The sequence below is a fragment of the Ruegeria sp. CDSC054 genome, from assembly GCF_059610645.1.
This window is the reverse complement of record NZ_JBXWOA010000007.1, coordinates 46,902-69,984: the sequence shown is the minus strand read 5'-3', so window position 1 is coordinate 69,984 and position 23,083 is coordinate 46,902. Positions and strand designations below refer to the sequence as shown.

At 58.1% G+C, this 23,083-nt stretch carries 25 protein-coding genes; 14 read left to right on the top strand and 11 right to left on the bottom strand.

The features are described from left to right. Positions 1-11 precede the first annotated feature (11 nt). The 6 genes from AC2FGC_RS14645 (at position 12) to lpdA (ending at position 7,245) form a co-directional block, all read left to right on the top strand. A complete protein-coding gene (locus AC2FGC_RS14645) occupies positions 12-554 on the top strand; it encodes a DUF805 domain-containing protein (protein WP_496725827.1) in 543 nt (180 codons plus the stop codon). Then, the gene (locus tag AC2FGC_RS14640; protein ID WP_496782700.1) at positions 551-3,508 is read left to right on the top strand and encodes a 2-oxoglutarate dehydrogenase E1 component; all 2,958 of its coding nucleotides are present in this window, start codon (positions 551-553) and stop codon (positions 3,506-3,508) included. Before AC2FGC_RS14645 ends, AC2FGC_RS14640 begins: the two co-directional genes overlap by 4 nt. A gap of 3 nt (positions 3,509-3,511) precedes the next feature. Beyond that, positions 3,512-5,023, top strand: a complete 1,512-nt coding sequence (odhB, locus tag AC2FGC_RS14635; RefSeq protein WP_496725825.1) for a 2-oxoglutarate dehydrogenase complex dihydrolipoyllysine-residue succinyltransferase — start codon at positions 3,512-3,514, stop codon at positions 5,021-5,023. A 2-nt stretch (positions 5,024-5,025) separates the two neighbouring features. Continuing rightward, on the top strand, positions 5,026-5,295 hold the full coding sequence (locus AC2FGC_RS14630; RefSeq protein WP_496725824.1) for a hypothetical protein: 270 nt from the start codon (positions 5,026-5,028) through the stop codon (positions 5,293-5,295). 82 nt (positions 5,296-5,377) lie between these two features. Further along, complete coding sequence (locus tag AC2FGC_RS14625; RefSeq protein WP_496725823.1) at positions 5,378-5,767, top strand: MAPEG family protein; 390 nt, start codon at positions 5,378-5,380, stop codon at positions 5,765-5,767. A gap of 89 nt (positions 5,768-5,856) precedes the next feature. Then, positions 5,857-7,245 (top strand): dihydrolipoyl dehydrogenase, encoded by a 1,389-nt coding sequence (gene lpdA / locus AC2FGC_RS14620; protein ID WP_496725822.1) that lies wholly within the window; start codon positions 5,857-5,859, stop codon positions 7,243-7,245. A 19-nt stretch (positions 7,246-7,264) separates the two neighbouring features. Here the strand turns inward: lpdA and AC2FGC_RS14615 are convergent, their stop codons facing one another. Beyond that, entirely contained in the window at positions 7,265-7,843 is a 579-nt protein-coding gene (locus AC2FGC_RS14615; protein ID WP_496725821.1) for a TetR/AcrR family transcriptional regulator, read from the bottom strand. A gap of 102 nt (positions 7,844-7,945) precedes the next feature. On the opposite strand from AC2FGC_RS14615, the gene AC2FGC_RS14610 reads away from it, so the two are divergent. Then, positions 7,946-8,539 carry an NAD(P)H-dependent oxidoreductase gene (locus AC2FGC_RS14610; protein WP_282169812.1) on the top strand — a complete coding sequence of 198 codons (594 nt, stop codon included), beginning with the start codon at positions 7,946-7,948 and terminating at the stop codon, positions 8,537-8,539. A 126-nt stretch (positions 8,540-8,665) separates the two neighbouring features. Here AC2FGC_RS14610 and AC2FGC_RS14605 read toward each other — a convergent pair whose 3' ends face one another. From AC2FGC_RS14605 to AC2FGC_RS14585, 5 genes are all read right to left on the bottom strand, one after another. Beyond that, a complete protein-coding gene (locus AC2FGC_RS14605) occupies positions 8,666-9,703 on the bottom strand; it encodes a sterol desaturase family protein (RefSeq protein WP_496782698.1) in 1,038 nt (345 codons plus the stop codon). An 87-nt stretch (positions 9,704-9,790) separates the two neighbouring features. Next, on the bottom strand, positions 9,791-10,396 hold the full coding sequence (locus AC2FGC_RS14600) for a pyridoxamine 5'-phosphate oxidase family protein (protein ID WP_496725819.1): 606 nt from the start codon (positions 10,394-10,396) through the stop codon (positions 9,791-9,793). Beyond that, positions 10,383-11,123 carry a lysophospholipid acyltransferase family protein gene (locus AC2FGC_RS14595; RefSeq protein ID WP_496725818.1) on the bottom strand — a complete coding sequence of 247 codons (741 nt, stop codon included), beginning with the start codon at positions 11,121-11,123 and terminating at the stop codon, positions 10,383-10,385. The genes AC2FGC_RS14600 and AC2FGC_RS14595 overlap by 14 nt, the downstream gene beginning before the upstream one ends. After that, on the bottom strand, positions 11,123-12,022 hold the full coding sequence (locus AC2FGC_RS14590) for a cell division protein FtsX (RefSeq protein ID WP_496725817.1): 900 nt from the start codon (positions 12,020-12,022) through the stop codon (positions 11,123-11,125). Before AC2FGC_RS14590 ends, AC2FGC_RS14595 begins: the two co-directional genes overlap by 1 nt. After that, complete coding sequence (locus AC2FGC_RS14585; protein WP_496725816.1) at positions 12,019-12,696, bottom strand: cell division ATP-binding protein FtsE; 678 nt, start codon at positions 12,694-12,696, stop codon at positions 12,019-12,021. The genes AC2FGC_RS14590 and AC2FGC_RS14585 overlap by 4 nt, the downstream gene beginning before the upstream one ends. Positions 12,697-12,880: 184 nt before the next feature. Between AC2FGC_RS14585 and AC2FGC_RS14580 the strand changes: the two genes are divergently transcribed. Next, entirely contained in the window at positions 12,881-13,600 is a 720-nt protein-coding gene (locus AC2FGC_RS14580; protein ID WP_496725815.1) for a zinc-ribbon domain-containing protein, read from the top strand. A 6-nt stretch (positions 13,601-13,606) separates the two neighbouring features. Here the strand turns inward: AC2FGC_RS14580 and AC2FGC_RS14575 are convergent, their stop codons facing one another. From AC2FGC_RS14575 to argH, 5 genes are all read right to left on the bottom strand, one after another. Continuing rightward, complete coding sequence (locus tag AC2FGC_RS14575) at positions 13,607-16,150, bottom strand: TIGR02302 family protein (RefSeq protein WP_496725814.1); 2,544 nt, start codon at positions 16,148-16,150, stop codon at positions 13,607-13,609. 36 nt (positions 16,151-16,186) lie between these two features. Further along, on the bottom strand, positions 16,187-17,452 hold the full coding sequence (gene lysA / locus AC2FGC_RS14570) for a diaminopimelate decarboxylase (RefSeq protein ID WP_496725813.1): 1,266 nt from the start codon (positions 17,450-17,452) through the stop codon (positions 16,187-16,189). Between the two features lie 53 nt (positions 17,453-17,505). Next, complete coding sequence (locus AC2FGC_RS14565; RefSeq protein ID WP_496725812.1) at positions 17,506-17,655, bottom strand: hypothetical protein; 150 nt, start codon at positions 17,653-17,655, stop codon at positions 17,506-17,508. 82 nt (positions 17,656-17,737) lie between these two features. Further along, entirely contained in the window at positions 17,738-17,920 is a 183-nt protein-coding gene (locus tag AC2FGC_RS14560; protein WP_496725811.1) for an argininosuccinate lyase, read from the bottom strand. After that, complete coding sequence (gene argH, locus AC2FGC_RS14555; RefSeq protein WP_496725810.1) at positions 17,920-19,308, bottom strand: argininosuccinate lyase; 1,389 nt, start codon at positions 19,306-19,308, stop codon at positions 17,920-17,922. The genes AC2FGC_RS14560 and argH overlap by 1 nt, the downstream gene beginning before the upstream one ends. Positions 19,309-19,329: 21 nt before the next feature. On the opposite strand from argH, the gene AC2FGC_RS14550 reads away from it, so the two are divergent. From AC2FGC_RS14550 to AC2FGC_RS14525, 6 genes are all read left to right on the top strand, one after another. Continuing rightward, complete coding sequence (locus AC2FGC_RS14550) at positions 19,330-19,896, top strand: TlpA disulfide reductase family protein (RefSeq protein ID WP_058273552.1); 567 nt, start codon at positions 19,330-19,332, stop codon at positions 19,894-19,896. A 92-nt stretch (positions 19,897-19,988) separates the two neighbouring features. Continuing rightward, entirely contained in the window at positions 19,989-20,318 is a 330-nt protein-coding gene (locus AC2FGC_RS14545; RefSeq protein ID WP_058278908.1) for a hypothetical protein, read from the top strand. Positions 20,319-20,378: 60 nt separating this feature from the next. Further along, a complete protein-coding gene (locus tag AC2FGC_RS14540; protein ID WP_472722833.1) occupies positions 20,379-20,765 on the top strand; it encodes a hypothetical protein in 387 nt (128 codons plus the stop codon). Then, the gene (locus tag AC2FGC_RS14535; RefSeq protein ID WP_496725809.1) at positions 20,762-21,733 is read left to right on the top strand and encodes a sterol desaturase family protein; all 972 of its coding nucleotides are present in this window, start codon (positions 20,762-20,764) and stop codon (positions 21,731-21,733) included. The genes AC2FGC_RS14540 and AC2FGC_RS14535 overlap by 4 nt, the downstream gene beginning before the upstream one ends. 90 nt (positions 21,734-21,823) lie before the next feature. Beyond that, positions 21,824-22,012, top strand: coding sequence for a hypothetical protein (locus tag AC2FGC_RS14530; protein ID WP_113792041.1), 189 nt, complete (start codon positions 21,824-21,826; stop codon positions 22,010-22,012). Positions 22,013-22,115: 103 nt separating this feature from the next. Beyond that, positions 22,116-22,949 (top strand): EAL domain-containing protein, encoded by an 834-nt coding sequence (locus tag AC2FGC_RS14525; RefSeq protein ID WP_496725808.1) that lies wholly within the window; start codon positions 22,116-22,118, stop codon positions 22,947-22,949. Positions 22,950-23,083: the final 134 nt, after the last annotated feature.

Here is a 23,083-nt window from a genome sequence, read left to right as displayed (position 1 = left end):
TTGGGACTGCTATGACCTTCTCTGACGCCATCCGCACCTGTTTCTCCAAGTTCTTCACCTTCTCGGGGCGTGCCTCACGGCCCGAATACTGGTTCTTTTTCCTGTTCATCGTGATCTGGAACATCATCGCCGGGATCATCGACTGGCAGTTCTTCACGCAAGTCTCGGTCAGCCAGACCGACGAGGTTAAAGCCGTCACCGCCACGTCCTCTGCGCCAGTACAAAGCATCGTTGGCCTGATCGTATTTTTCCCGCATCTGGCCGTCGCGTGGCGGCGGATGCATGATACCGGGCGCAGCGGGCTTTTTGCCTTGCTACCGATCCTGCTGATCCTCGGTGCCGGGGCGGTTCTGTTCTTCGGCATCGGCCTTGCCTCCAGTTTCCAGCATGGCGGCAATCTGGACATCCTGTTCACCCGCGCCACGTTGCTGGTCGTTATCCCGACACTGCTTGTTTTGTTTGTGTCGCCCCTCCTGGTTCTGTGGTGGCTGACCCGCCCCAGCCAGCCAGGCACCAATCAATACGGTCCCAACCCACATGAGGTAGCCCAATGACCGAACATACGCCCAACTCTGCCTTTCATGCCTCAAGCTTTATGCAGGGGCATAATGCCGAATATCTGGAGCAGCTATATGCCCAGTACACCAAGGACCCGAACGCGGTGGATGCTGCCTGGGTCGAGTTCTTCCGGCAGATGGGCGACGCCACACCGGACGTCCAGCGCGAGGCCGAAGGGCCGTCCTGGGCACGGACCGACTGGCCTCCGATGCCGGCGGACGATCTGACTGGTGCATTGACGGGCGAATGGGCCGAAATCGATGCCAAGGCGGCAGGCGACAAGATCAAGGACAAGGCCGAGGCCAAGGGCGTTCAGGTAAGCGAAGATCAGATCAAACGTGCGGTTCTGGACAGTCTTCGCGCCCTGATGCTGATCCGGGCCTATCGCATCCGGGGCCATCTAGCCGCTGAACTGGACCCGTTGGGCATGCGTGCCGCCAGCACTCACCCCGAGCTGGACCCAAAGACGTATGGCTTTACCGAAGCCGACATGGACCGCCCGATCTTTATCGACAACGTGCTGGGTTTGCAGATGGCCAGCATGCGCCAGATTGTCGAAATCGTGAAACGGACCTATTGCGGTACGTTCGCGCTGCAGTACATGCATATCTCAAATCCGGAAGAAGCCGCATGGCTGAAAGAGCGGATCGAAGGTTATGGCAAGGAAATCCAGTTCACCAAGGAAGGCCGAAAGGCGATCCTGAACAAAATGGTCGAGGCCGAAGGCTTCGAAAAGTTCCTGCACGTGAAATACATGGGCACCAAGCGGTTTGGTCTGGACGGAGGCGAGGCGTTGATCCCCGCGATGGAGCAGATCATCAAGCGCGGCGGTGCGCTGGGTGTCAGTGATATCGTGATCGGCATGCCTCACCGTGGCCGTCTGAACATCCTGGCCAACGTGATGCGCAAACCCTATCGCGCTATCTTCAACGAGTTTCAGGGCGGCAGCTTCAAACCCGAAGATGTCGACGGTTCCGGCGATGTGAAATATCACCTCGGCGCGTCCAGCGACCGTGAGTTCGATGGCAACAGCGTCCACCTGTCGCTGACGGCAAACCCGTCTCACCTTGAGGCGGTGAACCCGGTTGTTCTGGGCAAGGTCCGCGCCAAGCAGGATCAGTTGGGCGATGAAGATCGCACCAGGGTCATGGGTATCCTGTTGCACGGTGATGCGGCTTTTGCTGGTCAGGGTGTTGTGGCCGAAGGGTTCGGCCTGTCCGGCCTCAAGGGCCACAAGACCGGCGGTACGATGCATATCGTGGTGAACAATCAGATCGGCTTTACCACCGCACCACATTTCAGCCGTTCCAGCCCCTACCCCACAGATATCGCCCTTATGGTTGAGGCGCCGATCTTCCATGTAAACGGTGACGACCCCGAGGCTGTGACCCACGCTGCCAAAGTGGCGACCGAGTTCCGTCAGAAGTTCCACAAAGACGTTGTCATCGATATCTTCTGCTATCGCCGGTTCGGGCATAACGAGGGCGACGAGCCCATGTTCACCAACCCGATCATGTACAAGAAGATCAAGACCCATAAGACCACGCTGTCGCTGTACACCGAGCGTTTGGTCAAAGACGGCCTGATCCCCGAGGGCGAGATCGAGGATTTGAAGGCCGCCTTCCAGGCCCATCTGAATGATGAGTTCGAGGCGGGCAAGGACTATAAACCCAACAAGGCCGACTGGCTGGATGGGCGTTGGTCGCATCTGGACAAAAACAAAGAAGAATATGTCCGCGGCGACACCGCAATTAAACCAGAAACACTGGCCCAGATTGGCAACGCGCTGAGCCACGCGCCTGAAGATATCGCAGTGCACCGGACCGTCGCGCGTCTTCTGGATCACAAGAAACAGATGTTCGAAAGCGGCAAAGGATTTGACTGGGCCACGGGCGAGGCCCTGGCCTTCGGCTCGCTGCTGACCGAAGGCTATCCTGTCCGCCTGTCAGGGCAGGATGCGACACGCGGGACGTTCAGCCAGCGTCATTCGGGTTTTGTGCATCAGGAAACTGAAGAGCGGTACTATCCGCTGAACAACATTCGCGAAGGCCAGTCGAAATACGAAGTGATCGACTCGATGCTCAGCGAATATGCGGTTCTGGGTTTTGAATACGGGTTTTCGTTGGCCGAGCCGAATGCACTGACCCTGTGGGAGGCGCAGTTTGGCGACTTTGCTAACGGCGCGCAAATCATGTTCGACCAGTTCATCAGCTCGGGCGAAAGCAAGTGGTTGCGCATGTCCGGTCTGGTGTGCCTGTTGCCACACGGCTTCGAGGGTCAGGGGCCTGAACACTCGTCAGCGCGTCTGGAACGGTTCCTACAGATGTGCGGTCAGGACAATTGGATCGTGGCCAACTGCACGACCCCTGCAAACTATTTCCACATCCTGCGCCGTCAGCTGCACAGGACCTTCCGCAAGCCGCTGATCCTGGTGACGCCCAAATCGTTACTGCGCCACAAGCTGGCGGTCAGCACAGCAGAAGAGTTCACCACTGGTTCAAGCTTCCACCGCGTGTTGTGGGACGATGCACAGCACGGAAACTCGGAAACCAAATTGGTCAAGGACGACAAGGTCAAACGCGTGGTGATGTGTTCCGGCAAGGTCTACTACGACCTGCTGGAAGAACGCGATGCGCGCGGCATCGATGATGTCTACCTGATGCGGATTGAGCAGTTCTATCCCTTCCCAGCTCATTCGCTGATCAACGAGCTGGAGCGCTTTAAGGGTGCCGAAATGATCTGGTGTCAGGAAGAACCCAAGAACCAGGGTGCATGGACCTTTATCGAACCGAATATCGAATGGGTTCTGACCCGCATCGGCGCCAAGCACACGCGGCCGCGTTATGTCGGCCGCGCCACATCGGCCTCGCCCGCGACGGGTCTGGCCAGCCAACACAAAGCCCAACAAGAAGCGCTGGTCGACGAAGCGCTGAGCATTGAAGGAAAATAATCGATGTCCATTGAAGTTCGAGTTCCCACGCTTGGCGAGTCGGTTACCGAAGCCACGGTTGCGACATGGTTCAAGAAACCCGGCGACGCCGTCGCGGTTGATGAAATGTTGTGTGAGTTGGAGACTGATAAGGTCACCGTCGAAGTCCCCTCTCCTGCCGCTGGCGTGATGGGCGAAATCGTCGCCGCCGAAGGTGAAACCGTTGGCGTTGACGCTCTGCTGGCCACCATCGCTGCAGGTGAAGGCGCAGCTCCTGCCCCGGTAGCCGCACCGGCCCCGGCGGCTGCGGCTGCTCCGGCGGCGTCTGGCGGCAGTGTTGACGTCATGGTGCCGACCTTGGGTGAATCCGTGACCGAAGCGACCGTTTCGACATGGTTCAAACAGGTCGGTGACAGCGTCGCGCAGGATGAGATGCTATGCGAGCTGGAAACAGACAAGGTCTCGGTCGAGGTTCCCGCCCCGGCTGCAGGCGTTCTGGCAGAAATCGTCGCCCCCGAAGGCGCGACAGTCGAAGCTTCGGCCAAACTGGCGGTGATTTCGGGCGCAGCGGCTGGAACTGCTGCTGCTCCGGCTCCTGCGGCGGCAGCCCCGGCTGCAGCAGCAAGCACCGGCAAGGACATCGCCAACGCGCCATCCGCTGAAAAAGCTATGGCAGAGGCCGGCTTGTCTGCGGATCAGGTCACCGGCACCGGTCGTGATGGCAGGATCATGAAAGAAGATGTCGCCCGCGCAGCAGCAACATCGGCTGCCCCAGCACCTGCGGCGGCTCCGGCCCCGGCACAAGCGCCACGGGCACCGGTTGCTGCGCAGGATGCAGCCCGTGAAGAGCGCGTGCGGATGACCCGCCTGCGCCAGACCATCGCCAAGCGTTTGAAGGATGCACAGAACACGGCTGCAATCCTGACCACCTTCAATGAGGTGGACATGACCGAGGTGATGGCCCTGCGCAACGAATACAAAGACCTGTTCCAGAAGAAACACGGTGTGAAGCTGGGCTTTATGTCCTTCTTCACCAAGGCGTGCTGCCACGCGCTGAAAGAGGTTCCCGAAGTCAACGCCGAGATTGACGGCACAGACATCGTCTACAAGAACTTCGTTCACATGGGCGTCGCCGCCGGTACGCCTCAGGGTCTGGTTGTTCCGGTCATCCGAGACGCCGACAGCATGTCCTTTGCCGATATCGAAAAGGCCATCGCCGAAAAGGGCAAGCGCGCCCGTGATGGCAAATTGTCCATGGCAGAGATGCAGGGCGGCACCTTCACCATCTCGAACGGTGGTGTCTATGGCTCGCTGATGTCTTCGCCGATCCTGAACCCGCCGCAATCGGGTATTCTGGGCATGCACAAGATACAGGACCGACCGATGGTCATCAATGGTGAGATCAAGATCCGCCCGATGATGTATCTGGCACTGTCCTATGACCACCGGATTGTTGACGGCAAGGGCGCGGTGACGTTCCTTGTACGTGTGAAAGAGGCGCTGGAAGACCCGCGCCGCCTGCTGATGGATCTGTAATCATGGCAACACATGTACTCTGGCAAGCTGACGTGGCCGACTTTGATGTCTGGCTGAAGGTGTTCGAAGAAGACAAACCGATGAGGGAGGCCGCGGGCATCCGCGACCTCCATATCTGGAAAGACCCTGATCGCAAGGACCACGCGGTCGCGTTGTTCGAGATCACCGATCTCGACCGAGCCCAGAGCTTCATCGAATCCGAAGAGCTGGCCATGCACCACGAACGTGGCGGCGTGGCGCATATCCAGACCAAGGTTCTGACACCTGTCTGACAGCATAAGGCAGCGCCCCTACCGGGGACGTGGCACAAACGGGTAACGCGATGACTTTCGACTGCTCAATGGGAACCGCTGGATGACCACGGAACTGACCGTCCTGACCCTCGCCGCACTGCTTTGGGTCGCGCAATTCGTGGCATATTTGGCGGCCGGGCACGGGAAGATTGACTTCGGTCACGCGATAGGCCCCCGGGATGTCCCCTTTGACAAACCCGGGGTTTCGGGACGGCTGCACCGCGCGCTGAGCAATCACACCGAAGGTTTGGTTCTGTTCGCAATTGCGGCGCTTGTCGTGACGGTTTCGGGCCAGTCGAACGGGCTCACTGCGGCCTGTAGCTGGATCTATTTGATCGCCCGCATCCTCTACGTCCCCGCCTACGCATTGGGTTGGACGCCTTGGCGAACTGTGATTTGGATTGTTGGCTTGTTGGCCAACACCGTAATGTTGCTGGCGGCTGTCTTTTGATTCAGTCGCTGGCGTGGATAAAGTAATGGGGAAACGCCCTGGCGCGCATACAAATGCCGCCATCCCCGTAATCGATAAGGACCTGACACATGGCAAATTATGACGTTATCGTAATCGGATCAGGCCCCGGCGGCTATGTTTGCGCCATCCGTTGCGCTCAGCTGGGCCTGAAGACTGCCTGCGTCGAAGGGCGTGAAACTCTGGGCGGCACGTGCCTGAACGTCGGCTGTATCCCCTCGAAGGCGCTGCTGCATGCCAGCCATCAACTTCATGAGGCCGAGCATAACTTTGCCAAGATGGGCCTGAAGGGCAAAAGCCCCTCGGTCGATTGGAAACAAATGCAGGGCTACAAGCAGGAAACGATCGACGGCAATACCAAGGGTATCGAGTTCCTGTTCAAGAAAAACAAGATCGACTGGTTGAAAGGCTGGGGCTCGATCCCTGCCGCGGGTCAGGTCAAAGTGGGTGATGAGGTTCACACCGCAAAGAACATCATCATCGCATCCGGGTCCGAACCGTCCTCTCTGCCCGGTGTCGAGGTGGACGAAAAGGTTGTGGTGACTTCGACCGGAGCTTTGTCCCTGAACAAGGTTCCAAAGAAGTTGGTGGTGATCGGCGCGGGCGTGATCGGGCTGGAACTGGGCTCGGTCTATCAGCGTCTGGGCGCTGAGGTGACTGTGGTCGAATTCCTAGATGCGATCACTCCCGGCATGGACCCTGAGGTGCAGAAGACCTTCCAGCGCATCTTAAAGAAACAAGGCCTGAAATTTGTCATGGGCGCGGCGGTCCAAAAGACCGAAGCCACCAAGACCAAGGCCAAAGTGACTTACAAGCTGCGCAAGGATGACAGCGAACATGTGATCGAAGCTGATACAGTTCTGGTCGCCACCGGGCGCAAACCGTACTCGGATGGTTTGGGTCTGGAAGCGTTGGGTGTTGAAATGACACCGCGTGGTCAGATCAAGGTGGGGGCCGATTGGCAGACAAACGTGCCGGGCATTTACGCCATCGGTGACGTAACAGAAGGCCCCATGCTGGCGCACAAAGCCGAAGATGAAGGTATGGCCGCAGCCGAGCAGGTTGCGGGCAAGCATGGGCACGTGAACTACGGCGTCATCCCGGGTGTGATCTACACATGGCCCGAGGTCGCAAATGTGGGCGAAACCGAAGAGACCCTGAAAGAACAGGGCCGCGCCTATAAAGTCGGCAAGTTTATGTTCATGGGCAACGGCCGCGCCAAGGCGAACTTAATGACCGATGGGTTTGTCAAAATCCTGGCCGACAAGGAAACTGATCGCATTCTGGGCTGCCACATCATCGGCCCGGGTGCGGGCGATCTGATTCATGAAGTCTGTGTGGCGATGGAGTTCGGCGCCTCGGCCGAAGATCTGGCCCTGACCTGCCACGCCCACCCAACTTATTCGGAAGCCGTGCGTGAGGCTGCGTTGGCCTGTGGCGACGGACCGATTCACAGTTAATATTAAACCCCGGCCGCCGTCAGGTTGCCGGGGTTAACCACGCGTCCAGATAGATTTCCAACCTGTCTGAAAAACTCTCTGCTTCATGCAGAGCGCAGAACTTCAGCGACATTGACTGAATAGCAAAAGCCTGAACCCCCTCGGCCAACAAGTCGGGGGAAATGTCCTTGCGCACCTTCGCGGTTTCCAACCAACCAGCGACCAGTCGGACATAGCGTTCGAAGCAGCGCGCTATGGGCCCGATCTCGGTGATTGCGGTAGCGCCTGAGTACCGGATGATCAGATCGAACACATAACGCTCGGACGTCATGAAGGCGTGGATCGGTTGCAGGGCATCGGCGATTTCGGGGGCCGTGCGTGGGGCGGGGACCTGTTCAATCTGATCGAAACAGGCAACCAGCCTCTCACCAATCAGCATTTCCATAAGCGCGTCTTTGTCCCGGAAATGCGAAAAAAAGGTTCCCTTTGCGACCCCGGCTGCCTGAACCACGTCTTCCACCCGCAAAGCCTGATAGCCGTTTCTTTCGATAACGTCCTCTGCCGCCTCAATTAATCGGGCGCGCGTTTTAAGGGTTCTCTTTTGAACTGTCTTTTGCATATGCCCTGTTCGCATGTTTTTTGACCATGGTCAAATTTTGTAATTGACCGTGGTCATTTTTTTCACTTATAAACTGACCACGGTCATTTTTGGAGATTCGCGATGCAACCTAAGAAAATCCTGATCCTCGATGGACACCCAGGCGAAAGCAGCCTGTCCCGGACATTTGCAGAAACCTATGCCGACGCGGCCAAACGACAGGGGCACGACGTTCGCATGATTCACCTGAGCGACTTGCAGTTTGACCATGACTTCGGTCAGGGAAACTATGAGGACTTCAAACCGTTGGAACCCGCATTGGAACAAGTGCTGCAGGATTTTGAATGGAGCGAACACCTTGTCCTGACAGCACCGATGTGGTGGGGCGGCTTGCCGGCCAAGCTGAAAGGTTTGATTGACCGGGCATTCATCCCCGGACGCACCTTCGACACGCGAAATACAACAAGGATCGGCTTTCCAGCACCTATGCTGACAGGGCGCACAGCGCGGGTCATCCTGACCTCGGACACGCCGGGCTGGTTCATGCGTTTGATCTACAGGCAAGCCCTGATCCGCCAGATCCGCGATCAGATTCTGGGATTTGTCGGCTTCAAACCGACCCGGTTCACTTACTTTTCGGGCGCCAGCTATCCCAAACCCGGCAGCGTGGATCGTTGGATATCAAAGGTAGCCCGGATCGGTGCCGCGGCAGCCTGATCCCGTGCTTACCCGACCTATTCAAGGCCGCTCGTAAAGTTGCGCTCACCTACGGCGGCAGGTCGATCCAATAGTGAATTCAATATGGGACAACCCGGGCGTAACCGGGTGGTCGACCGATTAACATTATTCCGCTGGCTCGTTGGTGACAGAGTTAGTTTGAGCCGACGGCTTTTTGGGCCGGAACAGACGCCACGCATCCTGGAACGGCAACACGTACAGTTTCAGGCAAGAGTCCAACCTCAGGCCGTTGTCCTTTTCCGTTACACCAAATTTCACGTCCCTGTTGTCTTCAGGCATCACGTAAGTGCCGAAAACCACATCCCAGAATGGGAACATGAAAGCAAAGTTCTTGTCCAGGTGATCCGGGTGACAGCTGTGATGCACGTGATGATGCGCGGGTGACGGAAATACTTTTGACCAAACACCGGGCCAACGCAGCCAAATATGGGAATGGCGCAAATTATAGCCCGCGAAGTTAAACAGGAACATAAAAACCGGAACGCCCAGAATAACAGGAAGGTTAGGGTGATATCCCAAGATCCGGAAAGTGAAGCCGGTGATAGCCCCCCCGCCCAGACCAATCAAAATATTGTAAAAAAAATTATCAATCGGATGCTCGCGGAAGTTGGAAATCGGGTGCATCACTTCAGCGCTGTGATGGACTTTGTGAAATTGCCACAAAAGCGGGATTTTATGCTGTAGATAGTGCGCAAAAAAGCCAAGAAAATCTGCGACAAGGAACAGTACAGCCATATACGCAACGGTGATACCGGCGCCTGTCCAACCCTCTAAGGACTGTGCCGGAGCAGCTTCATTGATACTGAACCCGCCGCTCGCCCAATAGTAGGACAGAGCCGCTGCAGCAGCGGACAGGCCAATCATCAAGAAGTGACCAATAAACATATGAAAAAAGAAATATCGGACATCAAGCCAAGCTGAAGGGTGCCTCCAGACCTTTTTAGGGAACAGAAAACCAACAAAGCTCTTTTCGCCCAAAACCTCAGATGTGTTTTTTCGATTTCTGACGTAAATCCAGAACGCGATCAAAACCGAACTGCACAAATAAACGTAGTAGATTCGATTAACGGGATCGAACGGATACATAAGTACATTCCGAACATGTTCAAAAAACGAGTTCAGAAGGGATTGTAACTGCTGCATTGTGGCCTCGGATCGTTTTTTACATCCTTAATTTTGGCCGAGCATTTGTCCACACTAGTGACAATTCCGTGACGATTTGTGGTCAGTTCACCACATCGTCTTCGCGGCGCGCGCGCCCCATTCCTGATCATATTGCGTGCCGCCTTCGTCGCCGTCTGACGCCTCGGCGAGGATTTCACCGACGGTCGGCACATGCGCAGTCTCGTCGCCGCTGACCCAAGTACGGGCCCGCATCAAGGCGCGGGCGCATTGGGTGTAAATCTCAGTGATTTCGAAAACGATCACTGTTGCTGGTCTTTTGCCCTGCTTTTCGAACCGCGCGCGCAAATTTTCATCAGCTGTCACATGCGCCGTGCCATTCAATCGCACGACACTGTTGGACCCCGGCACCATGAACATCAACGACACTCGCGGGTCGCGAACGATATTACGCAGGCTGTCCAGCCGATTATTTCCGCGCCAGTCAGGCATCGCCAGTGTGTGCGGATCAAGTTCCAGTACAACCGGGCCGTCGTCACCTCGCGGGCTGCCATCGACACCCTCGGTCCCGACGGTGCTGAGGATGCACAGGCGCGACGCCATGATCCATTTGCGATAAAGCGGAGTGAGCTGTCTGGCCACTTTGCGCAGTGAAGGCGCGCCCGGTGTGCCGTAGAGCGCCTCAAGCGTTTCGATGTTCTTAATGAGCTCCATCCGGTTCAAACCCCACTTCTCGCATCAATGCATTGGATCGTGTTTCGATCACGTCTTCCAGACGTCCAAGAAATTGATCCCGCCCCACACCCGGTTCGATCGGGTCAAGAAAGTCGACAATTGCAAGACCAGGTTTGCGCATAACCCCGGTACGCGGCCAGAAAACACCAGCATTCGTCGCAACCGGCACACAAGGAAAGCCCAGCCCTTCATACAGAACTGCCGTCCCAACTTTGTAAGGTTTCTTCGCCCCCGGTGCGACGCGTGTGCCCTGCGGGTAAATCACAAGCTGCCCGGGTTCAGAGAACTCTTTAGCCACGTCTTTGACCATCTTGGCGACGGCAGCGCCCTTTCTGCCGCGATCAACCGGTATGCACCCAAGGCGACGGGCATAGAGACCGATAACCGGGGTATACAGCAGTTCCCTTTTCATAATGAACTTGCCGTGCGGAATGGCGCTGAAAATCATGATGATGTCGAGAAAGGACTGGTGTTTGGCTCCAATTACGACCTCGTCCACTGGAACGTTTCCGCGAACCTCACAACGGATGCCAACCATCCAGCTTGCCAACCAGATCGTCGATCGCGCGTAGGTTTTACAGGCCTGCAATGCCCCACGTTTTGCAAACAACGCGTAAGGGGCGAAGACGATACCAAGGATCAGCATCCACGCATAAATCACGATCATGAAGATCAAAGAGCGCACCCATTGGACCGCTGTAGCCATCACGAAAGCTCCTTCAATTTGCGCACGGCCGCTGTCCAGGTGGCCAAGAACGCCACCGCAGCCCCCAGCAGAGGTATCAGCGCAGGCAACAGCCAGCCAACCCCCTGAAAACCCAATCCAGTCAGAAACCCGCCCTCTACCGAGGCTTCGGGCAACAGAAGAACACCGGTCATGCCGAACAGCACCCCGACCAGCGCACCGAAGAAAGCGCGATATGTGAACCGCCGTACAAATGCGCTGGCGATAAAACGATCACGGGCACCGACCAGACGCAGGACTTCGATGATCTGCGCATTGGCCGCCAATGAAGCATTGGCCGCCAGCGTAATCATCGCCGCGGTTGCGCCTCCGATCAGCAGGATAGACACCCAGCCCAATCGCCGCAGCGAGTTTGCCGCCTCGACCAGCGGCTCGCGCCAGCGTGAATGGTCGTCCAGCACGGCGCCGGGCACTTCGGCACCAAGTCGCAAGCGCAAGCCAGCGGTATCTAGACCCGGTTCGCCCTCGATGATTTCTATTAGTTGCGGAACAGGCAGAGTATCCAGCGGCAAATCAGGACCGAACCACGGGGACAAAAGCGCGACCTGTTCCTCTGCGGCCAGGGCGCGTGCCGACGCAACGCCAGGGGTTTGGGCCAGCACGGTCAGCGCGGCCTCGGTCTGGGCGGAAAGTTGTTCGGCGGGCGCGTTAATACGCAATGTGGCAGCCCCCGCCAGTTCCGATGCCCAACGGTCGGCCAGCCGGCCTGATGCCAGCGACAAGGCAAGCGCGAAAACGGCCAGAAAGGCCATCGCACCGGAAACGAACAGGGTCAGTTGCGCCGTGTAGCCGGATGGCGGAACAACCCGATCTGCGCGTTTGTCGCGCACCAGCATGCTGCGGATGGTGCCCTTGTTCATAGATCCGCCCCCGCCAATTGAATCTGGCGCTGCGATATCCGAAGGACGCGGGCCTGAACCTGGCTTTTGGCCGCGCGGATCAGGCTCAGGTCATGGGTTGCGATCAGCACGGTCTTGCCCATTTTGTTCAACTCGACCAGCAGGCGCAGCAATCGCTGGGACATTTCCCAATCCACATTGCCGGTCGGCTCATCTGCCAGCACAACGTCCGGTGACAGGATGACAGCCCGCGCCAATGCCGCGCGCTGACGCTCACCCCCGGAAAGTTCCGGCGGAAGCGCATCGAGCCGTGTGCCCAGCCCGACCCAGTTCAGCAATTCCAGCAGGTCCTCTTTCTGCGCATTCTCGCCTTTGCCGGACACCATCAATGGTAACGCGACGTTCTCAGCCAAGGTCATATGGTCCAGAAATCGGCAATCCTGATGCACGACCCCGATCCGGCGACGCAGCAGCGCCATCTGATCTCGGTCCAGGCGTGCAATATCCTGCTCAAATGCGCTCAGCCGTCCTGATGTGGCCAGCAACGCGCCATAACACAGCTTGAGCAAGGTCGTCTTGCCCGCACCCGACGGACCGGTCAGAAAATGGAACGACCCCGGCTGCAACTGAAGCGACACGTCGCTCAGCAACTCACCATCACCATAGGTGTAGCTGACGTTTTCCAGCTCGATCACAAGGGCCCCCAATTATTGTTGCCGCCCTTCTTGCCCGAGCGCGGTTGTGGTTTCAATGCCTGCACCGGGTCGAATTGGTGACACTTGCCGTGTGAAACCGAAAACACCCTTTGCGGTCAGGTCTTAACGGAATAACATCCCTGAAAAAACTATTATCAGGTCGGGCCCCCGACCGGGAGGCAGCATGCGTCTTACTTGTCCGAATTGTGGTGCTCAGTACGAAGTGCCAGACGAGGTCATTCCCGAGGAAGGCCGCGATGTGCAGTGTTCCAACTGCGAAAAGACTTGGTTTCAGGCCAAATACCCCGAAACCGCATCTGAACCGGTAAGGCCGGAACCGCCCGCGGACGAACCCGCGGCAAAGGCGGAAACGCCAGAGATTGTCGCGAAACCTATCGAAGAGCCCGAACCTGCCGCAGCTTCCTCGACCGGCAATGTCGACCCGGCGGTTGCCAACATCCTCAAGGAAGAAGCGGCCCGCGAAGCAGACCTGCGCGCCCACGAAGGCAGCAGCCTTGAGACGCAGACCGATTTGGCTCTCGACGCACCGCCCGAAGTGGAAAAAGCCGCCAAGGACCTGATCGCGACGGAAACCGCAAAGGATTTCGGTCAGAAAGACGAGCTGCCGGATGTCGAGGCAATCAATTCCAGCCTGCGCAGCGACGATCCCTTGCCAAAGCTGGACGAGGACATGCCCCCGCCCCGCAAGTCTGGCGGGTTTCGGCGCGGATTCTTGCTGATTCTGGTTGTCGGCGTGGCCCTGCTGCTGATCTACAGCAATTCCCAGAAGATTTCCGAAGCGGTGCCGCAGGCTGATCCGGTTCTCAACAGTTATGTCTCTCTGGTGGATCAAGCGCGTTTGTGGCTTGAAGCACAGACCGGGTCTGGCACCTCTCAGAACTAACTGAGATCAGAACCTTTCTAACAGGCGTTTGAGGTATTCCAGTTCAATCTGGGGGCGATCCGATTCCCCAGTCCGGCGGCGGATTTCGTCCAGCAATTCGCGGGCGCGACGATAGACATCTTCACCCTGCAACAGGTTTTCATCGGTCGAGATTGTGCCATTGGCCCCCGGGCTGCGGCCCAGCGGATCACGGTTGTCGGCTTGCATGTCGCCTTCCTGCGACCCTTGGCCCGGCTGGTTCTGCTGATTTTGGGCCAGTGCTTCGCCCAGAGATCGCATGCCCTCGCGCAGGGCCTCCATCGCTTCGGACTGTTGGTCGATTGCTTCGGCCAGATCATCGCCGCGCAGGGCTTCTTCGGCACCCTCCATCGCGCGCCCGGCACGGTCCAGTGCATCGCGTGCCGCATCGCCCTCGGGGGTTCCGGCGCCCGGCAATCCCTGCTGCTGGCGGTTCAGCTCATCACGTAATGCCTGTTGGCGATCCGCAAGGGACCCCTGGCCTTGCTGGCCGCCGCCCTGTTCGTCAGTCCCCTGACCCTGGCCGCCCTGCCCTTCATGGCTTTGGCCCCGGCCCTGCCCACCCGAACGGCCTTCGTTGCCCTGGCTTTCGCCGGCTTGCGCGCCCGGGTTGAACTGTTCTTGCAGGTCACGGAAGGCCTGATCGCTCAGGCCCTGCTGTTCGCGCAGAGTTTCGGCCAATCCTTCCATCGCCTGCTGGCCTTCGGACTGTTGCCCCTGACCCTGGCCCTGGGTGACGCGCATATTCTCCATCATCTGCTGGAACTCTTCCAGCGCTTGCTGCGCTTCGGCCATACGGCCCTGTTCCATCAGCTCTTGAATGCGGTCCATCATGCGCTGCAGGTCGTCCTGCGTCATTTGCATGGACTCGCCGTCCTGACCTTGCTGGTTCTCGTCGAACTCGCCGTTTTCCTGCGCCAGACGCTGCAATTGGCGCATGTAGTCCTGTGTCGCCTCGCGCAGTTCCTGCATCAACTCGGCGATCTCTTCATCGGTCGCACCGTTTTTCATCGCCTCAGTCAGGCGCTCCTGCGCACGGCGCATGCGTTCCAACGCGTCGGCAAGGGTGCCGTCTTCGATCAGAACGCCTAGCTCCCAAAGCGCCTCGGCGATTTCTGCCTGCTGTTCCGGCTTCAGGCCGTATTCATTAAACATCTCCAACCGGCGCAGGATCACGCGCAGGCGCAGATAGGCGGTGTCTGACCGGAAAAGCTCTTCGGGCAGGTGCGATACCGCCCGCAGCATCTGCGAAACTCGGGTCGCGTTTTCGCGCGTCCACAGTAGATCGCGACGCTGTTCGATCACGGCAGCCGCCAGCGGATCAAAGAACCGGCGTGCGGGCAACGCAGTCGCATAAGGCTCGGATTGCCCCTCTTGATCCGCCGCGTCTCGGGCCATCAGGGTGACTTTTACCGGCAAATGCGCCCATGGATGCTGTGAAAAATCCTCGATAAGATCTTCGGTGAAATCCGCCCGGTCGCCGGTGATCGGCATGGGTAGTTCAACCGTTATGACCTCGCGCGGCTCAGGCGCAGCCGTCAGACCGTACTGCCGGTCGACTGAGGCCAGATCCAACTCGATCACAGCCGAGCCGGATACCACTCCGTAATCGTCGTTGGCCGCAAATGGCAGTTTCATCTGACCGCCAGCCTCCGACTCGGCCGAACCAGCCACGGCCACCTGTGGGCGGGTATCCGCGATAACATTCAGCGCCCAGTTCCGTCCCGATGGGCCGTCGATTTTAAACTGGCCCGAGCGTTCGACGACAAAATCCTGTTCCGGCTCAGTCGCGGCCTCAGTACCCAATGGCGTGGTGGTTTCCGTCAAACTGTGCGCGCCAATTTCTCCGTAGAAACGCAGTGTGATACGGCTGCCCTGCGGGACAGACAGTGTTGGATCGGATTGATCAGCCAGATAGAGCGTCGGTAGCCCGGTGTAACGCGGCGGCTCAACCCAGCCTTCCCAGCTGGGGCCTTGCCCTGCCACGGCAGCGCCCGGCGTCATCTCGGCCACCGAGCCGATGCGCCAGAACGATCCGAACATCGCTGCGATCACCAGCGCAAGCAGTGCCGAATAGCGCAGCGCATAGGGGTCGCGATCGGCCAGCCGCAAATCGGGTTTGACAGGTTCCGCCTGCGCAACACGTCGCGCCATCCGATTCTGGTGTGCGTGCCACAGTGCAACGGAATCCGCGTCCTTCGCGCCGATGGCTTGATCGTCGATCAAAGCTTGAATCGGCCGACCGGGCAGTGCCGCATCCAGCCGCATCAGCGCTTCGGCCCGTGTGGGGAAATGGAATCGCCTTGCGCCTACAAACAGCGTCGCGGCCAATCCCAGCAGTGCTACCGCGCCCACGCCCCAGACGATTTCAACGCGGACCTCGTCCTGCAAGCCCAGCATCAAAGCCGCCAGAATCGCCATTAAAACCGAGAAAAACGGCCAAAACGCGCGCAAAAACTGCTCGGCCAGCATCCCTGCGTGCGTCAGCCACAGGGACAGTCTTGGGATCGGCAGGTTGTGTTTTGCGCGCAAGGCGGGCCTCCTGGTCGGGCCCGCGCGCCTATCGCGTCAAAGCCACTCAGGTATGGTATCGCGGTTTATGATTTCGTCAAAGCTTGGGCGTTCACGAATAACTGCAAATTGATCCCCATGCACCAGAACCTCTGGGATCAGGGGACGGGTATTGTATTCGCTGGACATCACCGCACCATAGGCACCGGCACTGCGGAAGGCGACCAGATCGCCTGGCGCAAGGGGCGGCATGTTGCGTTCCTTTGCAAAAGTATCACCGCTTTCGCAAACCGGGCCGACAATGTCATAGGGTTGCTGTTCGACGCCTGGAGCAGGTTCATTTACGGCAACGATGTCATGATGCGCCTCGTACATCGCCGGACGGATCAGGTCGTTCATCGCGCCGTCGAGGATCAGAAAATCACGGCCCTCGCCGGATTTCACGTAGATCACTTTGCTGACCATCAAACCCGCATTACCGGCAATAAGACGCCCGGGTTCGATTTCAATCTCGCAGCCCAGATGGCCCAACGTTTTCTTTATCAACGCGCCATACTCCACCGGCAAGGGCGGTGCGTCATTGGCGCGGGTGTATGGAATGCCCAATCCCCCGCCCAGATCAAGGCGTCGGATTTTGTGGCCCTCGGACCGCAGCTTTTCCGTGAGTTCGGCGACCTTGGTGTAGGCCATCTCGAACGGCTCTAACTCGGTCAGTTGCGAGCCGATATGGACGTCGATACCGATCACCTCCAGCCCAGGAAGGCTGGCTGCATGTGCATAGACCTCAGATGCGCGCGCGATCGGGATGCCAAACTTGTTCTCGGACTTGCCAGTCGCGATCTTGGCATGGGTCTTGGCGTCCACGTCCGGGTTCACCCGAACGGTGATTGGTGCGACCACTCCCAGCTCCAACGCGATGGCGTTGATCACTTCCATCTCGGGTTCGGATTCGACGTTGAACTGGCGGATACCGCCGTTCAGCGCAGCGCGGATCTCATCCGCAGTCTTACCAACGCCCGAGAACACGATCTTGTCGCCCGGAACGCCGGCCGCCTTGGCACGCAGATATTCCCCGCCCGAGACCACGTCCATTCCCGCACCGGCCTGTGCCAGCGTCTTCAGGATCGCCTGATTGCTGGCCGCCTTCATCGCATAACAGACCAGATGATCCATGCCGTCCAGCGCATCATCGAAAAGCTGGAAATGCCGCAATAACGTCGCGGTGGAGTAAACATAGAATGGTGTTCCGACCGCAGTTGCGATTTCGGAAATCGGGACATCCTCGGCGTATAGCGCGCCGTCGCGGTAGAGAAAGTGATCCATGACTGCGCGCTTAGACCAAAATGGCCACGCGGATCAATGGATTCCGCGCAAGATCAGTTCGATGTGGAAACACCGACCCGGCCATAACCCGAGATTTTGATGCCGTTCCCGGTTGATGTCTCTGCGGGCTCGGGGCGGGGTTTAAATGTTGGGTCGCAGGCTGCCAGTACGACTAGCGAGAGGATCAGGCCGATGATTTTCATTGTCTTGACTTCTATTTTGAATTTGGCGCTCGGCCACTATGCTGCTCAATTAGGCACGGTAATTCGAGATTGCTATCGACGATTACAGCCCCAGGAAAACGCCGAGCCCGCCGCGTCGCAGACCGACCCCGACACCGCCATAGGTGCCGCTGCTGCCGACACCGATATTTGCGCTCATCGTGGGTTGGATGGGTTCGCCGTCCGCTCCGCAGCCGACCAGAAGAGCCCCGGCCGAAATAAGAAGCACCACACGTAGTATCCGCATCACACCAGCGCCTTCCACCGCTTGACCTGGGCACGCACCTGATCCGGCGCGGTGCCACCATAAGACTGGCGTGAGTTTACCGAATTTTCGACGGTAAGGACAGAATAGACATTGTCGGTGATGTCCGCATGGACCGATTGCATGTCTTCCAGCGTCAGATCAGGCAGGTCACAACCCTTGCTTTCCGCCATGGCGACTAGCGATCCGGTAACGTGGTGCGCGTCGCGGAACGGCAGACCCAGCACACGGACCAGCCAATCGGCCAGATCGGTCGCAGTCGAAAAACCAGACCCTGCTGCGGCAGCAAGGCTTTCGCGGTTGGCCGTCATGTCCTTGACCATGCCTTCCATCGCGGCCAGAGCAAGCATCCAGTTGTCTGCGGCATCAAAGACCTGTTCCTTGTCTTCCTGCATGTCCTTGGAATACGCCAGCGGCAATCCCTTCATAACCATCATCAGCGCAGTATTGGCGCCGTAAATCCGACCCACTTTGGCACGGATCAGTTCTGCGGCATCAGGGTTCTTTTTCTGCGGCATGATTGACGAACCGGTCGAGAACCGATCGGACAGCGTAACAAACCGGAACTGAGCCGAAGACCAGATGACCAGCTCTTCGGCAAAGCGCGACAGGTGCACAGCGCAGATTGAGGCGGTCGACAGGAACTCGAGCGCGAAATCACGGTCGCTGACCGCATCCAGTGAGTTGGCGGCGGGGCGGTCAAAGCCCAGCGCCTCAGCCGTCATCTGACGATCGATGGGGAAGGACGTTCCAGCCAGCGCGGCTGCACCCAAGGGGGATTCGTTCATCCGGGCGCGGGCATCGCGAACGCGGGACAGGTCGCGGCCAAACATCTCGACATAGGCCATCATGTGATGGCCCCATGTGACGGGCTGCGCAACCTGCAAATGGGTAAAGCCGGGCATGACCCAATCAGCACCAGCCTCAGCCTGCGCCAAAAGCGCGCGGATCAGGGCCAGCAGGCCGGATTCAGCCGCATCAAACTGATCGCGGACCCATAGTTTGAAATCGGTCGCCACCTGATCATTGCGCGACCGGCCTGTGTGCAAACGGCCTGCGGGTTCGCCAATCACCTCTTTCAGGCGCGCCTCGACATTCATGTGGATGTCTTCCAGCGCGGTCGAGAACTGAAATTCTCCGTTCTGGATTTCTGACAAAACAGTGAGCAGCCCTTCCCGAATAGCCTGCGCATCACTATCAGTTATAACACCTGTGGCAGCCAGCATGGCGGCATGGGCACGCGAGCCTGCAATGTCCTGGGCTGCCATCCGCTGATCGAACCCGATCGAGGCATTGATCGCCTCCATGATCGCGTCTGGACCGGCGGCAAAGCGGCCGCCCCACATCTGGTTCGAAGATTGATCGGTCATGTAAGAAAACCCGGAGTTGATATGCGCCTATTTCGTCTGATCCCCCTTTATATGGCCCTTGCGTTGGGTGCAAACGCGGCTTTGGCCACGGATGCCGAAACTCTGGCACCGCTTCGGGAGGACTCCTTAAAACGGCTGATCCTGCACAAAGAGCCAAAGCCAGTCGAAGCAGTTGAATTTCAGCTTGAGGATGACGGCGGCACCGCGACGCTTGCGGATTACAAGGGCAAGTATGTTCTGTTGAACTTCTGGGCCACCTGGTGCGCGCCGTGTCGCAAGGAAATGCCCCAGATCGCCGAGCTGCAAGAAGAATTCGGCGGCGACAAGTTCGAGGTCGTGACACTGGCCACCGGGCGCAACTCGCCAGCCGGGATCAAGAAGTTTTTCGAGGAAAACGGCATCGACAACCTGCCACGTCATCAGGACCCCCAATCGGCAGTTGCACGCAAAATGGGCGTGATCGCCCTGCCAATCACTGTCATTCTCGACCCCGACGGCAACGAGATTGCCCGCCTGATCGGAGATGCCGAGTGGAATTCGGACAGCGCCAAGGCCATCGTTTCAACCCTTGTCGAGGGCAACAGCTGAAGCATCAGGCCTTCCTGAACGTTTTGTGTTATGCTGAAACCGGCCCAGATGGGCCGGTTTTCGTTTGCAACCTGAAGGAAGGGGAGACGACGATGAAACCGGTAGTTCTGTTGATTGGAAAATTGCCCAACGTGATCGGTGATGTTGCGCGTCAATTGGATCACCTTCCGATCCAATGGCTTGGCGCGCATGATCAGGAAGAAGTCAAACGGCAGCTGGACGAAGAGCCGCGCATCGCCTGCGCGATCATGGGTGCCGGTCTTGATGACAGGATACGCGGCGAGATGGTGGGCATCATTGCGGCGCGCAGGCCCGATATCTGTATTCACCTAAAGGATCGCGCCTCGGGCCCGGACGGGTTGGTGCCGTTTGTCCAGCGAGTTGTCCAGTATGAGGTTCTGGACAGTCTGGAACATAGCTGACGCGACGCCACCTTTGACAGCCTGCCTGCCGCTTTGCACTCTGCCGCGCAGGAGGACGGAATGCCGCTTGAAATTCTATTGGTTCTGGTGGTCGGAGGCATCGCCGGGATAACCCTGTTGCTGCACCTGACAGGCAGATCCCGATTGCGCGTGCTATCGCCCGAATTGGCGTGGTCAGAATGGCTGCGTCATGCGCCGGATGATTCGATCATCGATGTCACCGTTGCACATGACGGGCACGCGGCCCTAATCCGAACCGAAACAGGAAATGGTCTGCTTTGGTCTTTCGGTGCAGACACCGTGGCCCGGCATCTGCTGGACTTTGATCTGCTGGATCACCCGCAAGGGTTCGAGGTTCAATTCCACGACTTCGGAACGCCCAAGGCCATAATCCACCTTGACGAACGCGAACGCCGCCACTGGCAGCACCTTATGGAGCCCGCATGACCGACCACGTGACTTTCCCGGACGCCGTGCAGTGGGCCGTCCCCTTTTTCATAGCTGCCATTCTGGCCGAGTTTCTGTGGATCGCCGTCAAAGGACGCGGTGGCCGCTATGAGACGCGGGACGCTGTCACATCGCTGATCATGGGGGCTGGCAACATCGCATCCGGCTTTCTGTTGGGGTTCATCGCCTATGCATTCTTCATGTGGCTGTGGCAGATCACGCCGCTGAACCTGGGCACCTCTATCCCCGTTATCCTTCTGTGCTTTGTGCTGGATGATTTCCGCTATTACTGGGTGCACCGCTTTGGTCACCGCATTCGCTGGGTCTGGGCCAGCCACGTGAACCACCACAGCTCGCAACACTACAACCTGACCACCGCCCTGCGTCAGACATGGACCTATACGTTTACCTTCATGATGGTAGTTCGCGCGCCTTTGATCCTACTGGGTTTCCATCCGGCGATGGTACTGTTCGTCGGTGGTCTGAACCTGATCTACCAGTTCTGGATTCATACCGAAGCCATCGGCAAGATGCCCCGCTGGTTTGAGGCGGTGATGAACACGCCCAGCCACCACCGCGCCCATCACGGTCGCAACGCGCGTTATCTGGATTGCAACTATGCTGGCGTTTTCATCATCTGGGACAAGATGTTCGGAACATTTGTCCCCGAACAGGAAGATGACCGCGTCGACTATGGGCTGGTGCACAATATCGGCACCTTCAACCCGCTGCGCGTGGCCTTTCACGAATGGGTTGGAATTTGGCGCGACGCGACACAACCGGGCCTGACAATTCGTCAGCGACTGGCTTATTGCTTTGCACCGCCGGGCTACAGCCATGATGGCAGCCGGGACAATTCCGAACAGATCAAGGCCAAGCATCTGGACCGCCACCCGGAAGATCGTGGAACGCCCGGATTCGAACAATTCGACACCAAACAGCCTAATACGCAAGCAAGACAGGCCTGATACCGCCGACCCAATCGACCCGTTTCTTGAAATCCGGCCCTCGCGTCCCATATCCAATCGATGTGTGCAGTGCGAGTAACCGGAGGCAACATGACCAGATTGACAACCCTTTCCACCGTTATGGGTCTTACCGGAGTGGTGCTCGCAATGTTGACCGCGCTGGCTGGCGGTGCGACGGGAATCGTCGCGTTGGGCTTTGGCATGATGCTTTTGGGCTTCATGGGTGCGCTGGTCGGTGGCTTTGCCGCGCTGGGACGTATCTGGGAAACGACACGCTGACCCAAGCCTGACCTCCATCAATTGCGTTTGTCTTAACCGCAGATTCATACCTTTCCTCTGAAATCGTCATCGGACCGACGGCGCTAAAGGAAACGGGTTGCACATGCGGAAGAAGGTACTGGCAGATTTGCCCGAAGGTGGGGACAGCCCCTTGAACGCGGCTGTCAAATCCCGCGATGCCTCGACGATTGAAATGGCGACCGAAGCGGTGAAGCACAAACAGTGCAAACTGGCCTTTCAACCGGTGATGCAGGCGAACAGGCCGCATGACGTGGCCTTCTACGAAGGCTTCATCAGAGTGCTGGACGAAACCGGTCGGGTCATCCCCGCGCGCGAGTTCATGCCACAACTGGAAAACACTCCAATCGGGCGCGAGCTGGACTGTGTCGCGCTTGAAATGGGATTGCGGACGCTGACCAAAAACCCCGACATTCGCCTGTCCATCAACATGTCAGCCCGTTCGATCGGTTACGCGCGATGGTCACGTGTGCTGGAGCGGTTTTTGAAGAAAGATGCCAATATCGGCGAAAGGCTGATTTTGGAAATCTCAGAAAGCTCGGCTATGACGGTGCCTGAGCTGGTGATCGATTTCATGGACCGGCTGCAGCCGCGCGGCATCGCCTTTGCGCTTGACGACTTTGGGGCCAGCAATTTCAGCTTTCGCAATTTTCGCGAGTTTTTCTTTGATGCTGCCAAGATCGACGGCCAGTTCATCCACGGAATCGGCGAAAATCGGGACAATCAGGCTTTGGTACGGGCCCTGATCGCCGTGGCGCGAGAATTCGAGATTCTGGTGACCGCCGAATCAGTCGAAACACAGAAGGATGCCGAATTCCTAATTGCCAACGGCGTCGACTGCCTGCAGGGGTTCCTGTTTGGCGCCCCTACCGTTTCCGCCCCGTGGAAGGCGGAAAAGCGCAAACATACAGCCAGTTAGAGTGATTTATCCGGTCCACGCCCGACCTGAGGCAAGCTGACCGTTGCTGCAACTGCAGCGTTGCGCTATGCCATGTGGAGTTGGAGCGGGGAACATGAGGCGCTCTTACTGCCACAGAGTTGTCTCTGTGCGAT

Coding starts and splice junctions, on each gene's coding strand:
- AC2FGC_RS14645 (WP_496725827.1), top strand. CDS start 12: ATGACCTTCTCTGACGCCATCCGCACCTGTTTCTCCAAGTTCTTCACC.
- AC2FGC_RS14640 (WP_496782700.1), top strand. CDS start 551: ATGACCGAACATACGCCCAACTCTGCCTTTCATGCCTCAAGCTTTATG.
- odhB (WP_496725825.1), top strand. CDS start 3,512: ATGTCCATTGAAGTTCGAGTTCCCACGCTTGGCGAGTCGGTTACCGAA.
- AC2FGC_RS14630 (WP_496725824.1), top strand. CDS start 5,026: ATGGCAACACATGTACTCTGGCAAGCTGACGTGGCCGACTTTGATGTC.
- AC2FGC_RS14625 (WP_496725823.1), top strand. CDS start 5,378: ATGACCACGGAACTGACCGTCCTGACCCTCGCCGCACTGCTTTGGGTC.
- lpdA (WP_496725822.1), top strand. CDS start 5,857: ATGGCAAATTATGACGTTATCGTAATCGGATCAGGCCCCGGCGGCTAT.
- AC2FGC_RS14615 (WP_496725821.1), bottom strand. CDS start 7,843: ATGCAAAAGACAGTTCAAAAGAGAACCCTTAAAACGCGCGCCCGATTA.
- AC2FGC_RS14610 (WP_282169812.1), top strand. CDS start 7,946: ATGCAACCTAAGAAAATCCTGATCCTCGATGGACACCCAGGCGAAAGC.
- AC2FGC_RS14605 (WP_496782698.1), bottom strand. CDS start 9,703: ATGCAGCAGTTACAATCCCTTCTGAACTCGTTTTTTGAACATGTTCGG.
- AC2FGC_RS14600 (WP_496725819.1), bottom strand. CDS start 10,396: ATGGAGCTCATTAAGAACATCGAAACGCTTGAGGCGCTCTACGGCACA.
- AC2FGC_RS14595 (WP_496725818.1), bottom strand. CDS start 11,123: ATGGCTACAGCGGTCCAATGGGTGCGCTCTTTGATCTTCATGATCGTG.
- AC2FGC_RS14590 (WP_496725817.1), bottom strand. CDS start 12,022: ATGAACAAGGGCACCATCCGCAGCATGCTGGTGCGCGACAAACGCGCA.
- AC2FGC_RS14580 (WP_496725815.1), top strand. CDS start 12,881: ATGCGTCTTACTTGTCCGAATTGTGGTGCTCAGTACGAAGTGCCAGAC.
- lysA (WP_496725813.1), bottom strand. CDS start 17,452: ATGGATCACTTTCTCTACCGCGACGGCGCGCTATACGCCGAGGATGTC.
- AC2FGC_RS14565 (WP_496725812.1), bottom strand. CDS start 17,655: ATGAAAATCATCGGCCTGATCCTCTCGCTAGTCGTACTGGCAGCCTGC.
- AC2FGC_RS14560 (WP_496725811.1), bottom strand. CDS start 17,920: ATGCGGATACTACGTGTGGTGCTTCTTATTTCGGCCGGGGCTCTTCTG.
- argH (WP_496725810.1), bottom strand. CDS start 19,308: ATGACCGATCAATCTTCGAACCAGATGTGGGGCGGCCGCTTTGCCGCC.
- AC2FGC_RS14550 (WP_058273552.1), top strand. CDS start 19,330: ATGCGCCTATTTCGTCTGATCCCCCTTTATATGGCCCTTGCGTTGGGT.
- AC2FGC_RS14545 (WP_058278908.1), top strand. CDS start 19,989: ATGAAACCGGTAGTTCTGTTGATTGGAAAATTGCCCAACGTGATCGGT.
- AC2FGC_RS14540 (WP_472722833.1), top strand. CDS start 20,379: ATGCCGCTTGAAATTCTATTGGTTCTGGTGGTCGGAGGCATCGCCGGG.
- AC2FGC_RS14535 (WP_496725809.1), top strand. CDS start 20,762: ATGACCGACCACGTGACTTTCCCGGACGCCGTGCAGTGGGCCGTCCCC.
- AC2FGC_RS14530 (WP_113792041.1), top strand. CDS start 21,824: ATGACCAGATTGACAACCCTTTCCACCGTTATGGGTCTTACCGGAGTG.
- AC2FGC_RS14525 (WP_496725808.1), top strand. CDS start 22,116: ATGCGGAAGAAGGTACTGGCAGATTTGCCCGAAGGTGGGGACAGCCCC.